Raw genomic sequence first — 17,983 nt, 5'->3', positions numbered from 1 at the left:
CATGGTAGCCATGCGATCGATGCCGGCAAAACGACGAATTTAACTATGCAAATCGGTAATTCCGCGCTGGCTTCGATGCACCGCCACGACGCGACGCGCAGCAGACACAGTTCGCACTTCTGCAGATTTTCTTATCTGCAATGATTGGTTGGATTCGAGCGCACGCGAATCTAACGTGTAGTTCCGGCCCGGCGCCGACCTGAGCTTTCGCACCCGTTTTGCACCCGTTTTTTGCACCCGCCTCCTTCCCTTGATTGGTATTTGCGCATGCGCTATTTCCGTCTGCTGAAGTTTTTCGTCGCCATGGCGACACTCTCGCTTGCCGTGACTCACGCGTACGCCGACAAACCCGCGGTGATCCGCATCGGTGTCGCGCAACAAGGCACCGGCGATCCGCCCTCGTTCGGCGGCTCGCCGGCGGCGACCGTGCAGTTGCAGCAGTCGCTCGAAAAGGAATTCGCCGCCGACGGCATCAAGGTCGAGTGGCTGTTCTTCAAGGGCGCGGGCCCGGCGGTCAACGAGGCAATCGCCGACAAATCGCTCGACTTCGCCTTCCAGGGCGATCTGCCCGCAGTGCTCGCCCGCGCCAACGGCCTGAAAACGCACCTTCTGCTCGCCTCGGGCGTACGCACCGGCATCAAGATCGCAGTGCCAGCGGATTCGGATGTACGTTCGATCAAGGATCTGAAAGGCCGGCGCGTGTCGATCTTTCGCGGCACCAATCTGCAGCTCGTCGCCGATAACGCGCTCGCCGCCAATCAGCTGAACGAACGCGACCTGCGTGTGATCAATCTGGACACCGCGAGCTCGCTCGCGGCGCTGGCGTCCAAGGGTATCGACGCGTCGGTCAACGATTATCACGTGTACAAGCTGCGCGACCAGGGCCTTGCGAAAGTCGTCTACGAATCGCAGAACGACGGGCCGCAATTCACCCGCCAGTCCCATCTGCTCGTGCTCGACGATTTCGATCACGCGCATCCGGATGTCGTGCAGCGCGTCGTCAACGTGTTCGTGAAAGGCGCGCAATGGTCCTCCGACGAAGCCAACCGCGACGCCCTCTTCAAACTATGGGCCAGGAGCGGCGTGCCTTATTCGTCGTGGCAGGCCGAGTTCGCGAACCAGAGCCTGAAGGACCGCAATTCGCCGCTGATCGATCCGTTCGTCGTGGCGCGCTACAAAGCCGTGGCGGACGACGCGCTGAAGCTCAAACTGATTCGCCAGCCTGTCGAGGTCGATGGCTGGTTCGAAACGAAATATCTCGACAACGCGCTGCGCGCACAAAAGCTCGACCACTACTGGACGCGCTACGACGCCGCGGGCAAACCGCTCAGCTAACGCCTGCCAACCAACTCACCGGAGCGATCACGATGAGCGAAACCGCAATCCACGTCGAACGCGAGCGGCTCGCGCCCGCCGCCGCGCCGCACGCGTCGCTGTTGCGTGATCCGCGGCTGCGCGCGCTCGCCTGGCGACTCGCGCCGTGGGTGTTGCCCGCCCTGCTGCTCGCGCTGTGGGCGGTAGGTTGCGAACGCGGCTGGATCGCGCCGCAAATCCTGCCGCCGCCTGAGCGCGTGTTCGACACCCTCGTGGAGCTCGCAAAGAGCGGCGATCTCGCGCGCAATACGCTGATCAGCCTGCAGCGTGTGCTGCTGGGTTTCGGCGCGGGCACACTGCTCGGCTTCGCGCTCGGCGCGGCGCTGGGTCTGTCGCGCACGCTCGAGGCTTATGTGCTGCCGAGCTTCAATGCGCTGGTGCAGATTCCGGTGCTCGGCTGGCTGCCGTTTCTGCTGTTGCTCGTGGGCGTGGGCGAACCGCTCAAATACATTCTGATCGCGCATGCGGCGCTCGTGCCGGTCACGCTGAGCACGCTGCAAGGGTTCCGGCAAACACCCGCCACGCTCGACGAAGTCGCGCGGGTGTTCGAATACAGCGGCTGGCAGCGGATTGTCTATCTGGTTCTGCCCGCTGCCGTGCCGACGCTCGCCACGGGTGTGCGGCTCGCCTTCACCAAGGCCTGGCTCGCGCTGGTGGTGGTCGAACTGGTGGCGTCTTCCGAAGGGCTCGGCTATCTGATCGTCTACGGCCGGCAGCTCTTTCAACTCGACCTGGTGATGGCGTCGGTGGTCGTGGTCGGCGCGATCGGCTATGCGGTGAATCGGGCGCTGGACGCACTCGAAGCGCGCTTGCGGCGCGGACAGCCGTCGGCATTTCGCGAGTGATGGCACCCGCGGACACCCGCGCGCACGAACACGCATCAAGACTGACCAGGCTCACCGTTACCCACAAACACGCACCACCGGCAGCCATGCGCACGAGGCGCCGCCCGTGAGGAAACCACGATGACTCTCGCCCGCTTCAAGCGTTCCAAGCCGTCGCCAAAACCCGCCGACGCATCCTGCGACTGCGCCGCGCCCGCCGCCTTCCGGCGCGCGGCGCGGCCGCGCCGTCCGCTGCTGGCCCGCTTCGACTGGCGCGGCACTGTCTTGCCCCTCGTCGCGATCGCGATCTGGTGGGCCGTCTCGGAGGCGCACGTGATCAAAAGCGGCCTGCTGGTCAGCCCCGCGCAGGTTCTCGCCACCGCGTGGCAGCAGATCATCGGCGGCGCGCTGCTGAAGGCGCTCTCGGCGTCGCTCGCGCGCGAAGCCAGCGGCTTTGTGATCGGCACGCTCGGCGGCCTGCTGCTCGGCAGCGTGCTCGGCTTCTCACGGCTCGCGACACGCATGATCGGGCCGAGCTTCGACACCTTCAAACAGATCTCGCTGTTCGCGTGGATTCCGCTGATTTCCGTGTGGTTCGGTCTGGGCGACGCGGCGAAAGTCGTGTTCCTGTCACTCGCCGCGCTGCTGCCCGTCACCGCGCACACCTGCGACGGCATCCACGCGGTGCCGCGCGCCTATATCGAGGTCGCGCGCGCTTTCCGCTACTCGCGGTGGCAGCTCATCCGCGCGGTGATCCTGCCGGCCGCGCTGCCGTCGATCTTCACCGGCATTTACCTCGCGCTGATCTATTCGTGGCTCGCCACGCTCGGCGCCGAATATCTGCTGGTGGCGGGCAGCGGCATCGGCAACACGCTGATCGACGGCAGCGAGCAGTTCCGCATGGATCTGGTGCTGTTCGGCGTGATCGTGGTCGGCGTGACGGGCTGGGCGTTGAATGCGCTGGCGCGTGCCGTGGAGCGGGCGATCTTTGCGCGCCGGCTCCAGTCCGCCACCCGCTGAACCCGTACCCGAACTCTCACCACCCGGATCGCTCATGACGTCTTCCACGCTCTCCGACAGCATTGACATTCTTCACGTCAGCAAACGCTATGCGCAGCAAGGCGGTGCGCCGCTCGCGGTGCTCGACGACATCAGCCTGCGCGTGCGCGCCGGCGAGTTCGTCAGCGTGCTCGGTTCGAGCGGCTGCGGCAAATCCACGTTGCTGCGGCTGATCGCCGGACTCGACACCGACTATAGCGGCGACATCGTGGTGGCCGGCGACAAGGTTCGCGACACGTCGCTCGAACGCGGGATCGTGTTCCAGGACCACCGGCTGTTTCCGTGGCTCACGGCTTCGCAAAACATTCTCGCCGCGCTGCGCAATGCGCCGCTTTCCGCGGCCGAAAAACGCGAGGCCGTGGCGGAACATATCGCGCTCGTCGGCCTCGACGGCTTTGAGCATGCCTATCCGCATCAACTATCGGGCGGCATGGCGCAGCGTGTGGCGATCGCGCGCGGTCTCGTCAACCGCCCGCGCGTACTGCTGCTCGACGAACCGTTCGGCGCACTCGACGCGCTCACGCGCGGCCGTTTGCAGAACGAGTTGCAGCGCATCTGGGAACACGAACGCATCACGATGATTCTCGTCACGCACGATGTCGACGAGGCGCTTTACCTCGGCGACCGTGTCGTCACGATGGCGCCGCGCCCGGGCCGCATCAAACGGATCGTCGACGTGGCGCTGCCGCGCCCGCGCGAGCGCCACGATCCGCGCTTCATCCGTTTGCGCGACGAAGTGCTGGCCGATTTCGCCGAGCATGACGGCGCGCAACGCGACCCGCGCGAAGACGACACGCCGCACGACGGCACGCGTATTCCGGCGGCGAGCGCCCCGATCACCGAATGGCGGCTCGCATGGTGATGCACGCGCTCTCCCATACCCACAACAATCCTTCACGGAGCAAACGATGAGCGGCGGAAAACAGCAGAAGCGGCAGATCAGACTGGGGGCCTTCCTGATGGAGACGGGCCATCATATCGCCGCATGGCGGCATCCCGATGCGCATGCGGGCGGCGGACTGGACTTCGCGCATTACGCAGAGCTCGCGCAGATCGCCGAGCGCGCCCGGTTCGACGCGATTTTTTTCGCCGACAGCGTGAGCGTGCGCGACACCCATCTGCCCTCGCTGTCGCGCACCGCGCGCGCCGATCATTTCGAACCGCTAACGTTGCTGTCGGCGCTCTCGGTCGTGACGAAACATATCGGGCTGATCGCGACGGTCTCCACCACGTTCAATGAACCGTACAACCTCGCGCGCAAATTCGCGTCGCTCGATCATCTGAGCGGTGGCCGTTCGGGCTGGAATCTCGTCACGTCGAGCACGGAATCCGAGGCGCACAATTTCAGTTTCGATCGGCATCCGGATCACGCGGTCCGCTACGAGCGCGCCAGAGAGTTCTACGACGTGGTGGCGGGCCTCTGGGATAGCTGGGAAGACGATGCGTTTGTCCGCGACAAGGAAAGCGGCGTCTATTTCGATCCGGACAAGCTGCACGTGCTCGGCCACGCCGGCAAGCATTTCAAGGTACGCGGGCCGCTGAACGTCGCGCGTTCGCCGCAGGGTTGGCCGGTCGTCGTGCAGGCCGGGGCGTCCGAGGCCGGGCGCGAACTCGCGGCGCAAACCGCCGAGGTCATTTTCGTCGCGCATCAGACGCTCGACGAAGCGCAGTCGTTCTATCGCGACGTCAAAGGGCGGTTGGCGAAATACGGACGCGCGCCGGAGCATCTGAAGATCATGCCGGGCATTTTCCCGGTTGTCGGCCGCACGCAGGAAGAAGCCGAAGAGAAATTCGCCGCGCTGCAGAACCTGATTCATCCGACCGTGGGTCTGTCGCTGCTGTCGAACATGTCGGGCGGCGTCGACCTGTCATCGTATCCCGTGGACGGGCCGCTGCCCGAATTGCCGGAAACCAATGGCGGCAAGAGCCGTCAACGCCTGCTGTTCGATCTCGCACGACGCGAAAACCTGACGATCCGCGATCTGTATCTGCGCATTGCGGGCGCTCGCGGCCATCAGCAGGTGGTCGGCACGCCGCGGAGTATCGCCGACCAACTGCAGCAGTGGTTCGAAGAAGAAGGCGCCGACGGTTTCAACATCATGTCGCCGTGGTTGCCGGGCGGCTTGACGGAATTCGCCGAACTGGTGGTGCCTGAGTTGCAGCGGCGCGGACTGTTCCGCACGGAATACGAGGCAGGCACGCTGCGCGGCAATCTCGGGCTGCCGCGCCCCGCGAATCGTTACACCTCCGCCACGCAGCAGGTCGCTGCCGCGGCCGGCCGATAAACGGGCCGATAAGAGCGGCCGATAAGCGGCCAGTAAAGCGACGGCATTCGCGCCGTTGGAACCGTTCTCTTCATCAGGAGCTTTTCATTCATGAGTGCAGCCGCAGTGCAGGAAGTACAGTCGATCGAGGTTACGCCGCTTTCCGCGCATATCGGTGCGGAGATTCACGGCGTCGATCTTACGCAGAAGCTGGATGCGCGCCAGATCGCGGAGATTCGCGCGGCGCTTCTGAAGTGGCGCGTCGTATTCTTTCGCGAGCAGTTCCTGACGCACGGGCAGCACGTCGCGTTCTCGGCGCAGTTCGGCGAACTGACCTTGGGGCATCCCGTGTTCGGCCACGTGGAGGGTCATCCGGAGGTCTATTCGATCTCGAAGTACCGTAAGGCCACGCGCTTCGAGGGGCAAACGCTGCAACGCCCGTGGACCGGCTGGCATACGGACGTCACGGCGGCGGTCAATCCGCCGTGGGCGTCGATCCTGCGCGGCGTGACGATTCCGCCCTATGGCGGCGACACGCAGTGGACCAACCTGGTGGCCGCGTATCAGAAACTGTCGGCGCCGCTGCGTTCGTTCGTTCGTCGACAGTCTGCGCGGGATTCACCGCTTTACGCCGCCGGCCGGCGCGAGCGGAACGCAGGCGTTTCTCGAAGCCGTCGAGCAGCGCGTCCTCGTCACCGAGCATCCCCTGGTCAGAGTTCATCCTGAAACGGGCGAGCGCGCGCTCTATGTCAGCCCGAGCTTCCTGAAGTCGATCGTCGGCGTGAGCCCGCGCGAAAGCCAGGTGCTGCTCGAACTGCTGTGGGAACACGTAACGCGGCCGGAGTTCACGGTGCGTTTCAAATGGCAGGCCGGCAGCGTCGCGTTCTGGGACAACCGGGCAACGGCGCACCTCGCGCCCACGGATATTTTCGATCTCGACTTCGACCGGCAACTGTATCGCACCACGCTGGTCGGCGACGTGCCCGTCGGCCCGGACGGCACGCAATCGGTGGCTATCGAAGGCTCGCCGGTGAGCGCCGCTGCGGCCGTCGCATTGAACTGACCTGAGCACGCCCGCGCCCGGCATGACCGGCATGAGCGCGCCAATCTGACCGGACCATCAGTGCTCACTCGACTCGACCCCAGTCTGCGGCTATCTTACGGACTGGGCGATCGAAGGGCACAACATGGCGACGTTTCGTGGCATTGCGGTAATCCTGCTGATCGCGGTGCTGTCCGCCTGCGCGAGCTTACCGCCGCAGACCGGGCGCAGCGCGACGCACGCGCTGACGGACACCGACAGCACCCGGCTCGGCGCCGCCTTCGTGCCGCAGGAGCGCAAGCATCCCGACAGCAGCGCATTCCAGCTGTTACCCAATGGCGTCGATGCCCTTCTCGCCCGTATCGTGCTGGCGGATGCGGCCGAGCGCACACTCGATCTGCAGTACTACATCTGGCACGACGATCTGACCGGCCGCCACCTGGCCGATGCCGTGCTGAAGGCGGCCGATCGCGGCGTCAGGGTTCGCGTGTTGCTGGACGACCTGGGCACCGGCGCCGACGACCAGGTTCTGCTCGCCATCAGTTCACACCCCAACATCGAAATACGGCTGTTCAATCCGATTGCCAGCCGCAGCTTCAAGAAGCTCGGCACCGCGCTGGAGTTCAGCCGGATCAACCGCCGCATGCACAACAAGGCGCTGATCGCGGACAATCAGGCCGCCATCCTGGGCGGCCGCAATATCGGCGACGAATACTTCGGCGCATCCAGCGAGGTCGATTTCGGCGATCTCGACGTGCTGACGTTCGGGCCGGTGGTCCACAAAGTCTCCAATGCCTTCGACGAATTCTGGAACTCGGATGCCGCCTATCCGATCGTCAATCTGACCGGTCATGCCGCCGAACCGGACGCGCTGCCGGGCTATCGCGCGAAGCTCACGGCATTCGTTGCGTCCGAGCACGATTCGCCGTACGTCACGCAGGCAAGAGCCCGGCTTCGCGACACCCTGAATGCGCGCGAGACCGACTTCTCCTGGGGAAAAGCCACGCTCCTCTACGACGATCCCGCCAAGATCACACGCTCGCCGGACGATCCCCAGGGACATTTGCTGTCGCAGTTCAATGCGCTGAGTATCGAGCCCGCGAAGGAAGTCCTGATTATCTCGCCGTACTTCGTGCCCGGTAAAAAGGGCGTCGCGTGGATGCGCGCACAAACGCAGCGCGGCGTGCGCGTGACGGTGCTGACGAACTCGCTCGCCGCCACGGACGTAGCCGCCGTTCATGCGGGGTATCAGCGCTACCGCAAGGATCTGCTCGACGCGGGCGTGCACCTCTACGAACTGAAGCCGGTTGCTGGCGAAGACCACGGCGAGAAAAAGAAATCGATTCTGGGTTCCTCGAAAGCCTCGCTGCACGCCAAGACCTATGTGTTCGACAGGACCAGTGTCTTCATCGGCTCGATGAATCTCGATCCCCGTTCGATCACGCTCAATACGGAAATTGGCGTGTACTGCGAAAGCGCCCCGCTCGCCGCTCAAGTCGCGGATGGACTCGAACCGAAACTGGATCAGATCGCGTGGCGGCTCGAAACCCGCACGGATGCCAACGGCACGAGCCGCATTGTGTGGATCGACACCGCGCCGGACGGCAAGGTGACCGAGAGCGACGAACCGGGTGTGTCCGGTATGAAGCGTGTGGGTATCTGGTTTCTCGGCTTGTTGCCGATCGAATCGGAGTTGTGATGCGCAGACCACGTGCATCATGTCATGCTCCGGCATGTTGAAGCGAATCAGCATCTCTCCCGCGACGCCAGCCGCTCCAGAATGCGCGCGTAATCTTCCGGCGTGTCCATGTCGATCGTAAAGCGGTCATGGGCAGCTTCGTGGATGAACACGTCGTCGGGATGCTCGGCGATCAGCTTGCGGCATCCCGGATTCACGTGGCCGCTGACAACCTCGGCGGCATAGCTCGCGGAGAACGCCACAGGGTTGCCGCGTTGTCCGTTGAAGAACGGCACGAGTATCGAGCCACGCGGCATCGCGGCGAACGCATCGATCAACTCGCGGTAATCGGTGGCGTCGAGCAGTACCTGGTCGCCCAGACACACCATCACCACGCCGCACGGCGCGGTCAGGGCGGCCACGCCCGCAGCGACCGAGCTCATCTGCCCTTCCTCATAGCGCGGATTGCTCTGGAAGCTGACCGGCAGGCCGTCGAGCGCTTCCATCACCGCCCGTCCCTTGTAACCGGTGACGACCACGATTTGCGCGGGACCTGCCCCGGCGAGCGCGCCCACGGTGCGCCTGACGGCGGGCTGACCATCGAGCGGCAGCAGCAGCTTATGCTGCCCTTGCATCCTGGACGACAGGCCGGCGGCCAGCACCACCGCCGAGAATGTCGGCGCCTCGCCGGGCGTGGCGACCTTCCATGCGTCGTTCATGTCTTCTCCAACTGGGCGCGCCCTTGAGCGATCGCCAGATATTTGTCGGGCGCGCGTTCGAATTCGAGCTTGCAACCGTCGCAGCAAAAATAGACACGCTCACCGCCGTAGTCGAGCACGTGCTTTGCCGACGCAGGCTCGACCGCCATCCCGCACACCGGATTCAGATAGCGCGCGCGAGGCGTTTCGATCGAAGCCGACGTTTCACACGGCGACAACGCCGGCACCGTTTCGCCACTCACGAGATGCGATGCGTCGGCCCCGGCAGCGGCGGCCTGTTGCTGCAGTTCACGGCGCAGCGTCACGAGGCCCGCGACCGCGCCCAACGCGATCTCCTGCGGCGTACGCGCGTGGATGTGCGGACCCGCGGGCGAATGCAGCGCGGCGAGGCGCTCAGGCGTAATGCCGCGCCGGCGCATCGCGTCGCGCAAGCGGTCTGCCTTGCGCTCGCTCGCGACCAGCAGCACGGCGGCGGCCGTACTGCGCAAGGCGGCTTCGAGTGCGTCTTCGTCGTTGTCGCCTTGAGTCGCGACCAGAATCAATTGAGGCTCGATCTGGTCGAACGCGGCCGCGTCGAAGCCTTGCCTCACCCACGGCAGACCGAGCGCCGCCAGCGGTGCCGTCACGCTCGCCGCGGCGCCCACGCGCAGGCCCACTCGCTGAGCCAGCACGCAGGCTTCGAGCGAGGTGGGCGTCGAACCCAGTATCAGCACCATCGGCGCGGGCAAGGTAGGCTGGATGAACAGTTCGAGCGTGCCGTTGCTCGCACAGGGCATGGCGTGCGCCTCGACATCGGCTTCCGGCCTGCCCGGCTCGTTACTGATGCGCACACGTTTGGGCTGGCCGGCGCGGATGGTCTGCAGGGCGGCCGCGACCACGATCGAGCGCGAACAGCCGCCGCCGATCCAGCCATGCAACGCGCCGTCGCCCTCGACCAGCGCCTGCGCACCTACCCACGCAGAGGTTGGCGGCGCCGCGCGAATCACGGTCACGACGGCGAACGGCTGCGCTTCTTCGATCAGCCGTTGTTCGAGTTGGAGTAGGGTTTCATTGCTCATGGCAGGATGCTCATTGCAAAACCGACAGCACTTGCGGCAGCACGCGTTCGAGGCTCGCCAGATCGCGTGCGCCGGCCAGCAGGTCGACATAGGGAAGCGCCGCCTGCATGCCGGCGCTGGCCGGCGTGAAATCGGTGCGGCTTGCCAGCGGGTTGAGCCACACCAGACACCGGCAGCGGCGCCGCATCGTGGCAAGCGCCTGTTCGAGGCGCGCGGGTTCACCGGCGTCGTAACCGTCGCTGACCACCACCACAGCCGTGCGCGAGTGCAGCAGCCGCGTGGCATGCCGCTGGTTGAATTCGTCGAGACTGTCGCCGATGCGCGTGCCGCCCGCCCACCCTGCCGACAGCAATTGCAGGCGCTCCTGCGAGCGCCACGGGTCCGGGTCGCGCAGCGCCTGCTCGACGCCCACCAGCCGCGTGTGAAAGATGAAGCAATGCACGTCGGACACCCGCGCGCTCAACACGCGCGCAAGCCGCAGATAGAAAAAGCTGTACAGGCTCATGGAGCGGCTCACGTCCAGCAGCAGCACGATGCGCGGCCGCAGCCGCCGCTTGCGGCGCCAGCCCAGGTCGAGCGGCAGGCCGCCGCGCGATACGCTGCGGCGCACCGTCCACGCCATGTCGATCACGCGGCCGGCGTTCGCGCGCCGCTCGCGGCGCAACTGGATGCCTTGCAGACGCTGCGCGAAACGGCGGATCGCGGCGTCGATCGCGAACAGTTCGTCGGGCTGGTTCAGATGGCGGAAATCCGCGTAGCCCAACGACGCCTCAAGACTGGCGCCCTGCCCGGCCGTGCTGCCGTTGGGCAGCGCCGCGGCGCCGTCGCCTCCGCTTGCCAGAGAGAGCGGCATGCCTTCGCTGCCGTCGCGCAGCCCCGCGCCATTGTCCCGTTCGATGCGACCCGCACCGCCCGCCCGCGTTTCGACCAGTTTGCGGCGGTTCGGCGCGAGGAAATACGCGTCGAACAGTTCGTCGAAGCGCCGCCACTCCTGCGCACGCGAGCAGAGCAACGCGCGCAGGCTCCAGCGCAGCACCTGGCTGTCCAGTTGGCCCATGCGCAGCGCGATTTCCATCGAGGCGGCCACATCGCTGCTCGTCACATGAAAATCGTTCGTGCGCAGCCAGCCGGCAAAACCGGCATAGCGGGCCACCAGTGCTTCTTCGAGGCTCGATGGCGGAGGGCGCCGCACGTCGGCGCGGTCGATGCCGGTCAGCATGACGCCACCAGTTTTTCGACAACCGGCCGGGTCAGGCCAGCCTGGTCCTCGCGTGTTTTGACGAGCGCGGCGAGTGAATCCATGATCCGCTCGACGCCGTCCGCATCGATCGCGCTGACGCCGAGGCGCAGCAACGCGGCAACCCAGTCGAGCGTTTCGGCAAGACCGGGTTTTTTGCGCAGATCCATTTGCCTGACCGACTGGACGAATTCGACCATCTGCCGCGCCAGCTTCTCCGGCACGTCGGGAATCTGGGTGCGCACGATCAGCAGTTCCTTGTCGAAGCCCGGATAGTCGACGTACTGATACAGGCAGCGGCGCCGCAACGCGTCGGAGATTTCGCGCGTGCCGTTGGAGGTCAGAATCACGAACGGCCGCTCCGCGGCACGTATCACGCCCAACTCCGGAATCGACATCTGGAAGTCGGAAAGCAACTCCAGCAGATAGGCTTCGAACGCTTCGTCGGTCCGGTCGATTTCGTCGATCAGCAACACGGGTGCCGGCGTCGTGGTGATCGCTTCGAGCAGTGGCCGTTTGAGCAGATAGCGCTCGGAGAAAATGTCCTGCTCCTTGTCGGGGATCGGCCGGTCGTCCTGTTCGAGCAGTTTGATCGCCAGCAGTTGATGCTGGTAGTTCCATTCATAGAGCGCGGAATGCGCGTCGAGCCCTTCATAGCATTGCAGGCGGATCAGCCGCGTGTCCAGCAGCCGCGCGAGCGCCTTGGCGACCTCCGTCTTGCCGACGCCGGCCTCGCCTTCGAGCAGCAACGGCCGGCGCATTTCCATCGTCAGCAGCAAGGTCGCGGCAAAGCTGCGCTCGGCGATAAAGCCGTGCTGCGCAAGCCGCGCCTGCAGATCGACGACGTCGTGCATGCGGTCGGTGGCCATGATCGCTTCGCGTCCTCAAGCCGTCTTGCGGGAGAAAAGCCCCCGCAGCCACTCGCGTATCACGGCCCATGCGAGCGCGAGGCCGTTCAGTTCGGAAGGCTGCGCGGCGGCTTCAGGCGTGACGGACGGCTGCGGCGGCTGCGAGTTTGCCGCCGCCGTGCCGGCGGGCGACGCGCTCTGCTGCGCCGGCAAAGCCGGCAGCCGCGCCGCGAAGTTCGCCACGAACTGCTTGAGCATCTGCTCCGACACCGGGCCCATTAGCCGGCCGCCGAGCGAAGCGGCCTTGCCGCTCATCGTCACTTCGCTTCTGCCGGTCAGCTCGCAGGTCTCGCCACTCGCCTGCACCGCGGCGACCAGATCCATCGAGGCCGCCGAGGTGCCGGTCGCGTCCGCGCCCTTGCCGGTCAGATGCAGGCTGCGCGCCGCCGGGTCGAGATCCAGCACCTCGATATCGCCCTTGAACGACATGGTGGCCGGTCCAAGCCGCACCGTGATCGTCCCTTTGTAATGCGTGTCGTCGATGCGTTCGGTGATCTTCGCGCCCGGCATGCAGCCGGCCACCGCCTCGATATCCTGCATCAGTTGCCACGCGCTGTCCGCCGTGGCGGCCAGCGGAAATACTTTTTCGAGCACGACTTTCATCGGACCATCCTTTGCCTGTGTTGCGCGCTGCCTGCGTGTCTGCCCGTGGGCCTGCCGGCGTGCCTGCCTGTATGTCGTTAGCCCGGCATACAGGCAGGCGTCACTGGCGCGTGAGTCCTAGCGCACGGCACTGCTGCCAGACGCGATATGCGTTGTGCGGCATGTTCATATGCGTGACGCCCAGGTGCGCGAACGCATCGACCATCGCCGCCGTAAAGCACGGAATCGAGCCCACGTGCGGCGATTCCGCCACGCCCTTCGCACCGATCGGATGATGCGGCGACGGCGTCACCGTGAAATCGGTCTCCCAGTGCGGCGTTTCCACTGATGTCGGCACGAAGTAATCCATCAGCGTCGCGCCCAGCAGATTGCCAGCCTCGTCGTAGGGCAACTCCTGCCCCATCGCCACCGCGAAGCCTTCGGTCAAACCGCCGTGGATCTGTCCTTCGATGATCATCGGATTGATCCGCGTGCCGCAATCGTCGAGCGCGTAGAAGCGGCGCACCCGCGTTTCGCCGGTGTAGCGGTTCACCTCCAGCACACAGACGTATGCGCCGAACGGGAACGTGAAGTTGGGCGGGTCGTAGTAATCGACGGCTTCGAGGCCCATCTCAAGCCCGTCGGGCACGTTGTTGTACGCCGCCCACGCCACTTCCTTGATGGTTTTGAACTGGCCCGGCGAGCCTTTGAGGACAAAGCGGTCGAGATCGAACTCGACGTCGCCAGGGCTGGCTTCGAGCAGATGCGCGGCGATCTGCCGGGCCTTCTCGCGAATCTTGCGCGACGCGCGCGCGATCGCCGCGCCCGCCACCGGCGTGGAACGCGAGCCGTAGGTGCCGAGGCCATAAGGCGCGGTGGACGTATCGCCTTCTTCGACCGTAATCACCGACGCCGGAATTCCCGCTTCTGACGCGATGATCTGCGCGTAAGTGGTCTGATGCCCCTGTCCCTGCGTGATCGTCCCCATGCGCGCAATGGCGGAGCCGTCGGGATGCACGCGAATCTCGCATGAATCGAACATGCCCACGCCGAGGATGTCGCACATTTTCGACGGCCCGGCGCCGACGATCTCGGTAAAGTTCACGACGCCGATGCCCAGCAGCCATTCGGCATTCGGATCCGCGCGCCGTGCGGCCTGTTCGGCACGCAGTCCGGGGTAGTCGACTGCGGCGAGCACTTTTTTCAGCGCCGGTTCGTAATCGCCCGAATCGTATTCCAGGCCGAGCGGCGTGGTGTACGGAAACTGCTCCTTGCGGATGAAGTTGCGCAAGCGGATTTCGGCTTTGTCGATGCCGAGCTTTTGCGCCAGCACGTCGACCATACGCTCGATCAGATAGACCGCCTCGGTGACTCTGAACGAGCACCGGTACGCGACCCCGCCTGGAAACTTGTTGGTATAGACGCCGTCGACCGAGACGAAGGCGTTGGGAATCGCATAGGATCCCGTACAGACATGGAACATGCCGGCGGGCCATTTGGTCGGGTCCGCGCAGGCGTCGAACGCGCCATGATCCGCGGTGACGTGCACACGCAGCGCCTTGATGCGGCCATCGCGATCCGCCGCCAGTTCGCCGCTCATGTGATAGTCGCGCGCGAATGCGGTGCTGCTCAGGTTCTCGGCGCGCGATTCGATCCACTTGACCGGCCGCCCCAGCACGATCGACGCCACAATCGAGGTCACGTAGCCCGGATACACGCCGACCTTGTTGCCGAAGCCGCCGCCAATGTCCGGCGAGATAATGCGGATTTTCGACTCGGGAATCGCCGACAGCAGGCCGACCACCGTTCGCACCACATGCGGCGCCTGCGACGTGATATAGACGGTCAGGTCGCCGCGCGCCTTGTCGAACGACGCCACGCAGCCGCAGGTTTCGAGCGGACACGGGTGCACGCGCGGGTACAGCATGTCCTGCGTGACCGTGACCTCGGCGTTGTCGAACACACGGTCGGTCTTGTCCTTGTCGCCGACCTGCCAGGTGAAGATGTGATTCGGGTGCTTGCGCGCGCCGTGCGCACCGGCCTGCTTGTCCTGAATGTCCTCGCGGATCACCGGCGCATCCGCGGCGAGCGCCGTCAGCGGATCGACCACGGCGGGCAGTTCCTCGTACTCCACTTCCACGAGTTCCGCGGCGTCTGCCGCCACATAGCGGTCGTCGGCCACCACGAACGCGACTTCCTGATTCTGGAAGCAGACCTTTTCATCGGCCAGCACGGCTTGCACGTCGCCGGCCAGCGTCGGCATCCAGTGGAGTTTGAGCGGCTTCAGGTCGTCGGCGGTCAGCACCGCGTGTACGCCAGGGTGCGCGAGCGCGCGCGACTTGTCGATCTTCTTCACGCGGGCATGCGCATAGGGACTGCGCACCATCACGCCGAACAGCATGCCCGGCATCTTCACGTCATCGACATACGTGCCCTTGCCCTGGATGAAGCGCGGATCTTCGCGGCGTTTGCGCGAGCAGCCCATGCCTTCCAGCGCGGCGAGACGATCGAGATTGGTGTCGAGATTGCCCATCACGTTCTCCCGGTCGTCAGTGGGTGTCCGCTGTCATCAGCGGATGCGATGTCTCCACCGCTTCGCCCCGCAGCTTGCGCGCCGCGTACTGCACCGCCTTCACGATGTTCTGATAGCCCGTACAGCGGCACAGGTTGCCCGCCATCCAGTAACGGATCTCCTCTTCGCTCGGATCGGGATTTTCCTGCAACAGCCGATAGGCCCGCATCAGCATGCCCGGCGTACAGAAGCCGCATTGCAGCCCATGCTCCTGCATGAAGCCTTCCTGCAGCGCATGCAGCTCGCCGCCTTGCGCGAGGCCTTCGACGCTCAGCACCTCGGCGCCTTCGGCCTGCACGGTCAATACCGTGCAGGACTTGACCGACATGCCGTTGAAGTCGACGGTGCAGGCGCCGCAGTGCGAGGTCTCGCAGCCGATATGCGGCCCGGTGTGCAGGCACTTTTCGCGCAGCGTATGAATCAGCAGCTCGCGCGGCTCCACTATCACGTCCGTCTCCTTGCCGTTCAGATTGAACGACACCATGATTTTTTTGCTCATGTCGCTTGTCTCCTGGAAACCGCGTTCAGTGCAGCGCCCGCATATAGGCGCTGGTCAGCGCGCGGCGCGTCATCTCGCCGGCCATCGCCGTTTTGTATTCGGCGTCGCCGCGCAGATCGGCGACCGGCGCACAGGCCGCCATCGCCAGACGGACGGCTTCGGCGAGCGTGGCGTCATCCAGCGGTTTGCCCTGCAGCGCGTGCTCCGCGTCGCTCGCACGCAGTGCGGTCTCGGCAACATTGGTCAGAGCAATCCGCACGTCGCTGACCGCTCCCGCGCTGATTCGCAGCGTGACCGCCGCGGCGGCCGTCGCGAAGTCGCCGGTTTTGCGCTTGAGCTTGGCGTAGCAATAACCGGTGCCCGGCGCCGGCGTCGGAATGCGGATCTCCGTCATGATTTCGCCGGGTTCGAGCTGCGTCGTGTACGTGCCGAGAAAGAAACCGTCGGCCGGCACGACGCGTTCGCCCTGTCCGCCTGCCAGCACGAATGATGCACCCAGCGCCATCATCAGCGCGGGGTGGTCGTTGCCCGGATCGCCATGCGAAAGGTCGCCGCCGAGCGTGCCCCGGTAACGTACCTGCGGATCGGAAATCTGCCGCGCGCCCTCGACGATCAACGGACACTTCGTTTGCAGCAGTTCAGACCAGATCAATTCGTTCTCGGTCGTCATTGCGCCGATGCGGATTTCGCCGCCCGATTCGCGAATGCCCTTGAGTTCGCTGAGCTTGCCCAGATCGATCAGATGAGCGGGCTCGGCAAAACGCAGCTTCATCATGGGCAGCAAACTGTGGCCGCCGGCCAGCAGCTTCGCTTCGTCGCCATATTCGCTGAGCAGCGCGATGGCTTCCGGCAGACTTCGGGGAGCATGGTATTCGAACGGGCGGGGGATCACACTGGCCTCCTTTGTTGTCAAAGGCGCACGACCGGAAACGTCACGGGCCTTTGGTCAAGGATTTCACAATGCAATGCAGCAATTCAACGCAATTTCCCGAACGGCGGTTCACGCGCGCCAACTACCGGAAAACGTACATGAAACCCGAACCGCCCGGCTGATGCGGCCGTTACGGCGCTCGTTCGCTCGCGCGCGGCAGAAAGCGCGATTTCACTACGCAACGGGCCATTTGACGCCGGTTTCCCGAATGGCGGGTTTACCTGCGTGAACGACCCGGAAATTTGCGCGAAAATCGGCAGATACAGAGACTGGCAGATAAAAATCGACTGAGAACGTGGACAGCCCCATGAGGACAGGAGAGCCCGCATGAAATCGTCTGAGCCCGCTTCCGTATCGGCGGCCGAGCGCCGCGCGGAGACGTTCCAGCACAAACTCGAGCAGTTCAATCCGGGGATCGTCTGGCTGGACCAGCACGGCCGCGTCACGGCATTCAACGACGTCGCGCTGCAAATTCTCGGGCCGGCCGGCGAGCAATCGCTAGGCGTGACGCAGGATAGTCTGTTCGGCATCGACGTGGTGCAACTGCACCCGGAGAAAAGCCGCGACAAGCTGCGCTTCCTGCTGCAGTCGAAAGACGTGGGTGGCTGCCCGGTCAAGTCGCCGCCGCCGGTAGCGATGATGATCAACATCCCCGACCGCATCCTGATGATCAAGGTGTCCAGCATGATTGCCGCCGGCGGCGCGTGCGGCACCTGCATGATCTTCTACGACGTCACCGATCTGACCACCGAACCGTCCGGCCTGCCGGCAGGCGGCAGCGCGCCCTCGCCGAGACGCCTCTTCAAGATTCCCGTGTACCGGAAAAACCGCGTGATCCTGCTCGATCTGAAGGATATCGTGCGCTTTCAGGGCGACGGCCACTACACGACGATCGTGACGCGAGACGACCGCTACCTGTCCAATCTTTCACTGGCCGACCTGGAGCTGCGCCTCGACAGCAGCATTTATCTGCGCGTTCATCGCAGCCATATTGTGAGCCTGCAATATGCGGTCGAGCTGGTCAAACTGGACGAGAGCGTCAATCTCGTCATGGACGACGCGGAACAGACCCAGGTGCCGGTCAGCCGCTCGCGAACGGCGCAACTGAAGGAGCTTCTCGGAGTGGTTTGAGAAGGTGATGGCGAGCGCGCTTCCGTCGCGGCGCGGGCATGTATCGGGCATGTCAGAACCCTTGGCAAGCTTGAGCCACGCCGCGATCGGGGCCGGGGCCGGGGC

The 17,983-nt window shown here is 64.9% G+C and carries 17 protein-coding genes; 9 read left to right on the top strand and 8 right to left on the bottom strand.

Annotated features, from left to right (window positions below):
- Nucleotides 1-267: 267 nt before the first annotated feature.
- The 8 genes from NE850_RS34620 (at nucleotide 268) to NE850_RS34590 (ending at nucleotide 8,262) form a co-directional block, all read left to right on the top strand.
- Complete coding sequence (locus NE850_RS34620) at nucleotides 268-1,335, top strand: ABC transporter substrate-binding protein (protein WP_007181883.1); 1,068 nt, start codon at nucleotides 268-270, stop codon at nucleotides 1,333-1,335.
- 32 nt (nucleotides 1,336-1,367) lie between these two features.
- Nucleotides 1,368-2,219 (top strand): ABC transporter permease, encoded by an 852-nt coding sequence (locus NE850_RS34615; RefSeq protein ID WP_007181882.1) that lies wholly within the window; start codon nucleotides 1,368-1,370, stop codon nucleotides 2,217-2,219.
- Nucleotides 2,220-2,339: 120 nt separating this feature from the next.
- Nucleotides 2,340-3,218: an ABC transporter permease gene (locus NE850_RS34610; protein WP_007181881.1), complete on the top strand. Its 879-nt coding sequence runs from the start codon at nucleotides 2,340-2,342 to the stop codon at nucleotides 3,216-3,218.
- Nucleotides 3,219-3,252: 34 nt separating this feature from the next.
- Nucleotides 3,253-4,119 carry an ABC transporter ATP-binding protein gene (locus tag NE850_RS34605; RefSeq protein ID WP_165186006.1) on the top strand — a complete coding sequence of 289 codons (867 nt, stop codon included), beginning with the start codon at nucleotides 3,253-3,255 and terminating at the stop codon, nucleotides 4,117-4,119.
- A gap of 46 nt (nucleotides 4,120-4,165) precedes the next feature.
- Nucleotides 4,166-5,542, top strand: coding sequence for an LLM class flavin-dependent oxidoreductase (locus NE850_RS34600; protein WP_007181879.1), 1,377 nt, complete (start codon nucleotides 4,166-4,168; stop codon nucleotides 5,540-5,542).
- Nucleotides 5,543-5,632: 90 nt separating this feature from the next.
- Nucleotides 5,633-6,247, top strand: a complete 615-nt coding sequence (locus tag NE850_RS39560; protein WP_405044914.1) for a TauD/TfdA dioxygenase family protein — start codon at nucleotides 5,633-5,635, stop codon at nucleotides 6,245-6,247.
- A complete protein-coding gene (locus tag NE850_RS39555; protein ID WP_405044915.1) occupies nucleotides 6,129-6,584 on the top strand; it encodes a TauD/TfdA dioxygenase family protein in 456 nt (151 codons plus the stop codon). The genes NE850_RS39560 and NE850_RS39555 overlap by 119 nt, the downstream gene beginning before the upstream one ends.
- A 124-nt stretch (nucleotides 6,585-6,708) precedes the next feature.
- Nucleotides 6,709-8,262, top strand: coding sequence for a phospholipase D family protein (locus NE850_RS34590; protein WP_310699996.1), 1,554 nt, complete (start codon nucleotides 6,709-6,711; stop codon nucleotides 8,260-8,262).
- Between the two features lie 47 nt (nucleotides 8,263-8,309).
- Here NE850_RS34590 and NE850_RS34585 read toward each other — a convergent pair whose 3' ends face one another.
- The 8 genes from NE850_RS34585 to NE850_RS34550 all read right to left on the bottom strand — a co-directional run bounded on the left by NE850_RS34585 (nucleotide 8,310) and on the right by NE850_RS34550 (nucleotide 16,708).
- On the bottom strand, nucleotides 8,310-8,960 hold the full coding sequence (locus NE850_RS34585; protein ID WP_007181876.1) for an NTP transferase domain-containing protein: 651 nt from the start codon (nucleotides 8,958-8,960) through the stop codon (nucleotides 8,310-8,312).
- Nucleotides 8,957-10,018, bottom strand: a complete 1,062-nt coding sequence (locus NE850_RS34580) for an XdhC family protein (protein WP_310699995.1) — start codon at nucleotides 10,016-10,018, stop codon at nucleotides 8,957-8,959. The genes NE850_RS34585 and NE850_RS34580 overlap by 4 nt, the downstream gene beginning before the upstream one ends.
- A gap of 10 nt (nucleotides 10,019-10,028) precedes the next feature.
- Nucleotides 10,029-11,237, bottom strand: a complete 1,209-nt coding sequence (locus tag NE850_RS34575) for a VWA domain-containing protein (RefSeq protein WP_007181874.1) — start codon at nucleotides 11,235-11,237, stop codon at nucleotides 10,029-10,031.
- The gene (locus NE850_RS34570; protein WP_165186013.1) at nucleotides 11,231-12,124 is read right to left on the bottom strand and encodes a MoxR family ATPase; all 894 of its coding nucleotides are present in this window, start codon (nucleotides 12,122-12,124) and stop codon (nucleotides 11,231-11,233) included. The genes NE850_RS34575 and NE850_RS34570 overlap by 7 nt, the downstream gene beginning before the upstream one ends.
- Nucleotides 12,125-12,139: 15 nt before the next feature.
- A complete protein-coding gene (locus NE850_RS34565; protein WP_007181872.1) occupies nucleotides 12,140-12,766 on the bottom strand; it encodes an SRPBCC family protein in 627 nt (208 codons plus the stop codon).
- 100 nt (nucleotides 12,767-12,866) lie between these two features.
- Nucleotides 12,867-15,278, bottom strand: a complete 2,412-nt coding sequence (locus NE850_RS34560) for an aerobic carbon-monoxide dehydrogenase large subunit (protein WP_007181871.1) — start codon at nucleotides 15,276-15,278, stop codon at nucleotides 12,867-12,869.
- Nucleotides 15,279-15,294: 16 nt separating this feature from the next.
- Nucleotides 15,295-15,816: a (2Fe-2S)-binding protein gene (locus NE850_RS34555; RefSeq protein ID WP_007181870.1), complete on the bottom strand. Its 522-nt coding sequence runs from the start codon at nucleotides 15,814-15,816 to the stop codon at nucleotides 15,295-15,297.
- Nucleotides 15,817-15,841: 25 nt separating this feature from the next.
- Nucleotides 15,842-16,708 (bottom strand): xanthine dehydrogenase family protein subunit M, encoded by an 867-nt coding sequence (locus NE850_RS34550; protein WP_007181869.1) that lies wholly within the window; start codon nucleotides 16,706-16,708, stop codon nucleotides 15,842-15,844.
- A 366-nt stretch (nucleotides 16,709-17,074) separates the two neighbouring features.
- Between NE850_RS34550 and rcoM the strand changes: the two genes are divergently transcribed.
- On the top strand, nucleotides 17,075-17,878 hold the full coding sequence (gene rcoM / locus NE850_RS34545) for a heme-containing CO-sensing transcriptional regulator RcoM (RefSeq protein ID WP_007181868.1): 804 nt from the start codon (nucleotides 17,075-17,077) through the stop codon (nucleotides 17,876-17,878).
- Nucleotides 17,879-17,983: the final 105 nt, after the last annotated feature.

Source organism: Paraburkholderia sp. USG1 (genome assembly GCF_031570135.1).
Lineage (GTDB): Bacteria > Pseudomonadota > Gammaproteobacteria > Burkholderiales > Burkholderiaceae > Paraburkholderia > Paraburkholderia dioscoreae.
Note: the sequence above shows the minus strand (reverse complement) of the source record. Positions and strands in the feature narration are given on the sequence as shown.

Excerpts from the sequence above, each read along its gene's own strand:
- NE850_RS39560 (WP_405044914.1), top strand. The coding sequence starts at position 5,633 with ATGAGTGCAGCCGCAGTGCAGGAAGTACAGTCGATCGAGGTTACGCCG.
- NE850_RS34585 (WP_007181876.1), bottom strand. The coding sequence starts at position 8,960 with ATGAACGACGCATGGAAGGTCGCCACGCCCGGCGAGGCGCCGACATTC.
- NE850_RS34610 (WP_007181881.1), top strand. The coding sequence starts at position 2,340 with ATGACTCTCGCCCGCTTCAAGCGTTCCAAGCCGTCGCCAAAACCCGCC.
- NE850_RS34560 (WP_007181871.1), bottom strand. The coding sequence starts at position 15,278 with ATGGGCAATCTCGACACCAATCTCGATCGTCTCGCCGCGCTGGAAGGC.
- NE850_RS34620 (WP_007181883.1), top strand. The coding sequence starts at position 268 with ATGCGCTATTTCCGTCTGCTGAAGTTTTTCGTCGCCATGGCGACACTC.
- NE850_RS34600 (WP_007181879.1), top strand. The coding sequence starts at position 4,166 with ATGAGCGGCGGAAAACAGCAGAAGCGGCAGATCAGACTGGGGGCCTTC.
- NE850_RS34580 (WP_310699995.1), bottom strand. The coding sequence starts at position 10,018 with ATGAGCAATGAAACCCTACTCCAACTCGAACAACGGCTGATCGAAGAA.
- NE850_RS34570 (WP_165186013.1), bottom strand. The coding sequence starts at position 12,124 with ATGGCCACCGACCGCATGCACGACGTCGTCGATCTGCAGGCGCGGCTT.
- NE850_RS34555 (WP_007181870.1), bottom strand. The coding sequence starts at position 15,816 with ATGAGCAAAAAAATCATGGTGTCGTTCAATCTGAACGGCAAGGAGACG.
- NE850_RS34605 (WP_165186006.1), top strand. The coding sequence starts at position 3,253 with ATGACGTCTTCCACGCTCTCCGACAGCATTGACATTCTTCACGTCAGC.
- NE850_RS34575 (WP_007181874.1), bottom strand. The coding sequence starts at position 11,237 with ATGCTGACCGGCATCGACCGCGCCGACGTGCGGCGCCCTCCGCCATCG.
- NE850_RS34615 (WP_007181882.1), top strand. The coding sequence starts at position 1,368 with ATGAGCGAAACCGCAATCCACGTCGAACGCGAGCGGCTCGCGCCCGCC.
- NE850_RS34565 (WP_007181872.1), bottom strand. The coding sequence starts at position 12,766 with ATGAAAGTCGTGCTCGAAAAAGTATTTCCGCTGGCCGCCACGGCGGAC.
- rcoM (WP_007181868.1), top strand. The coding sequence starts at position 17,075 with ATGAAATCGTCTGAGCCCGCTTCCGTATCGGCGGCCGAGCGCCGCGCG.
- NE850_RS34590 (WP_310699996.1), top strand. The coding sequence starts at position 6,709 with ATGGCGACGTTTCGTGGCATTGCGGTAATCCTGCTGATCGCGGTGCTG.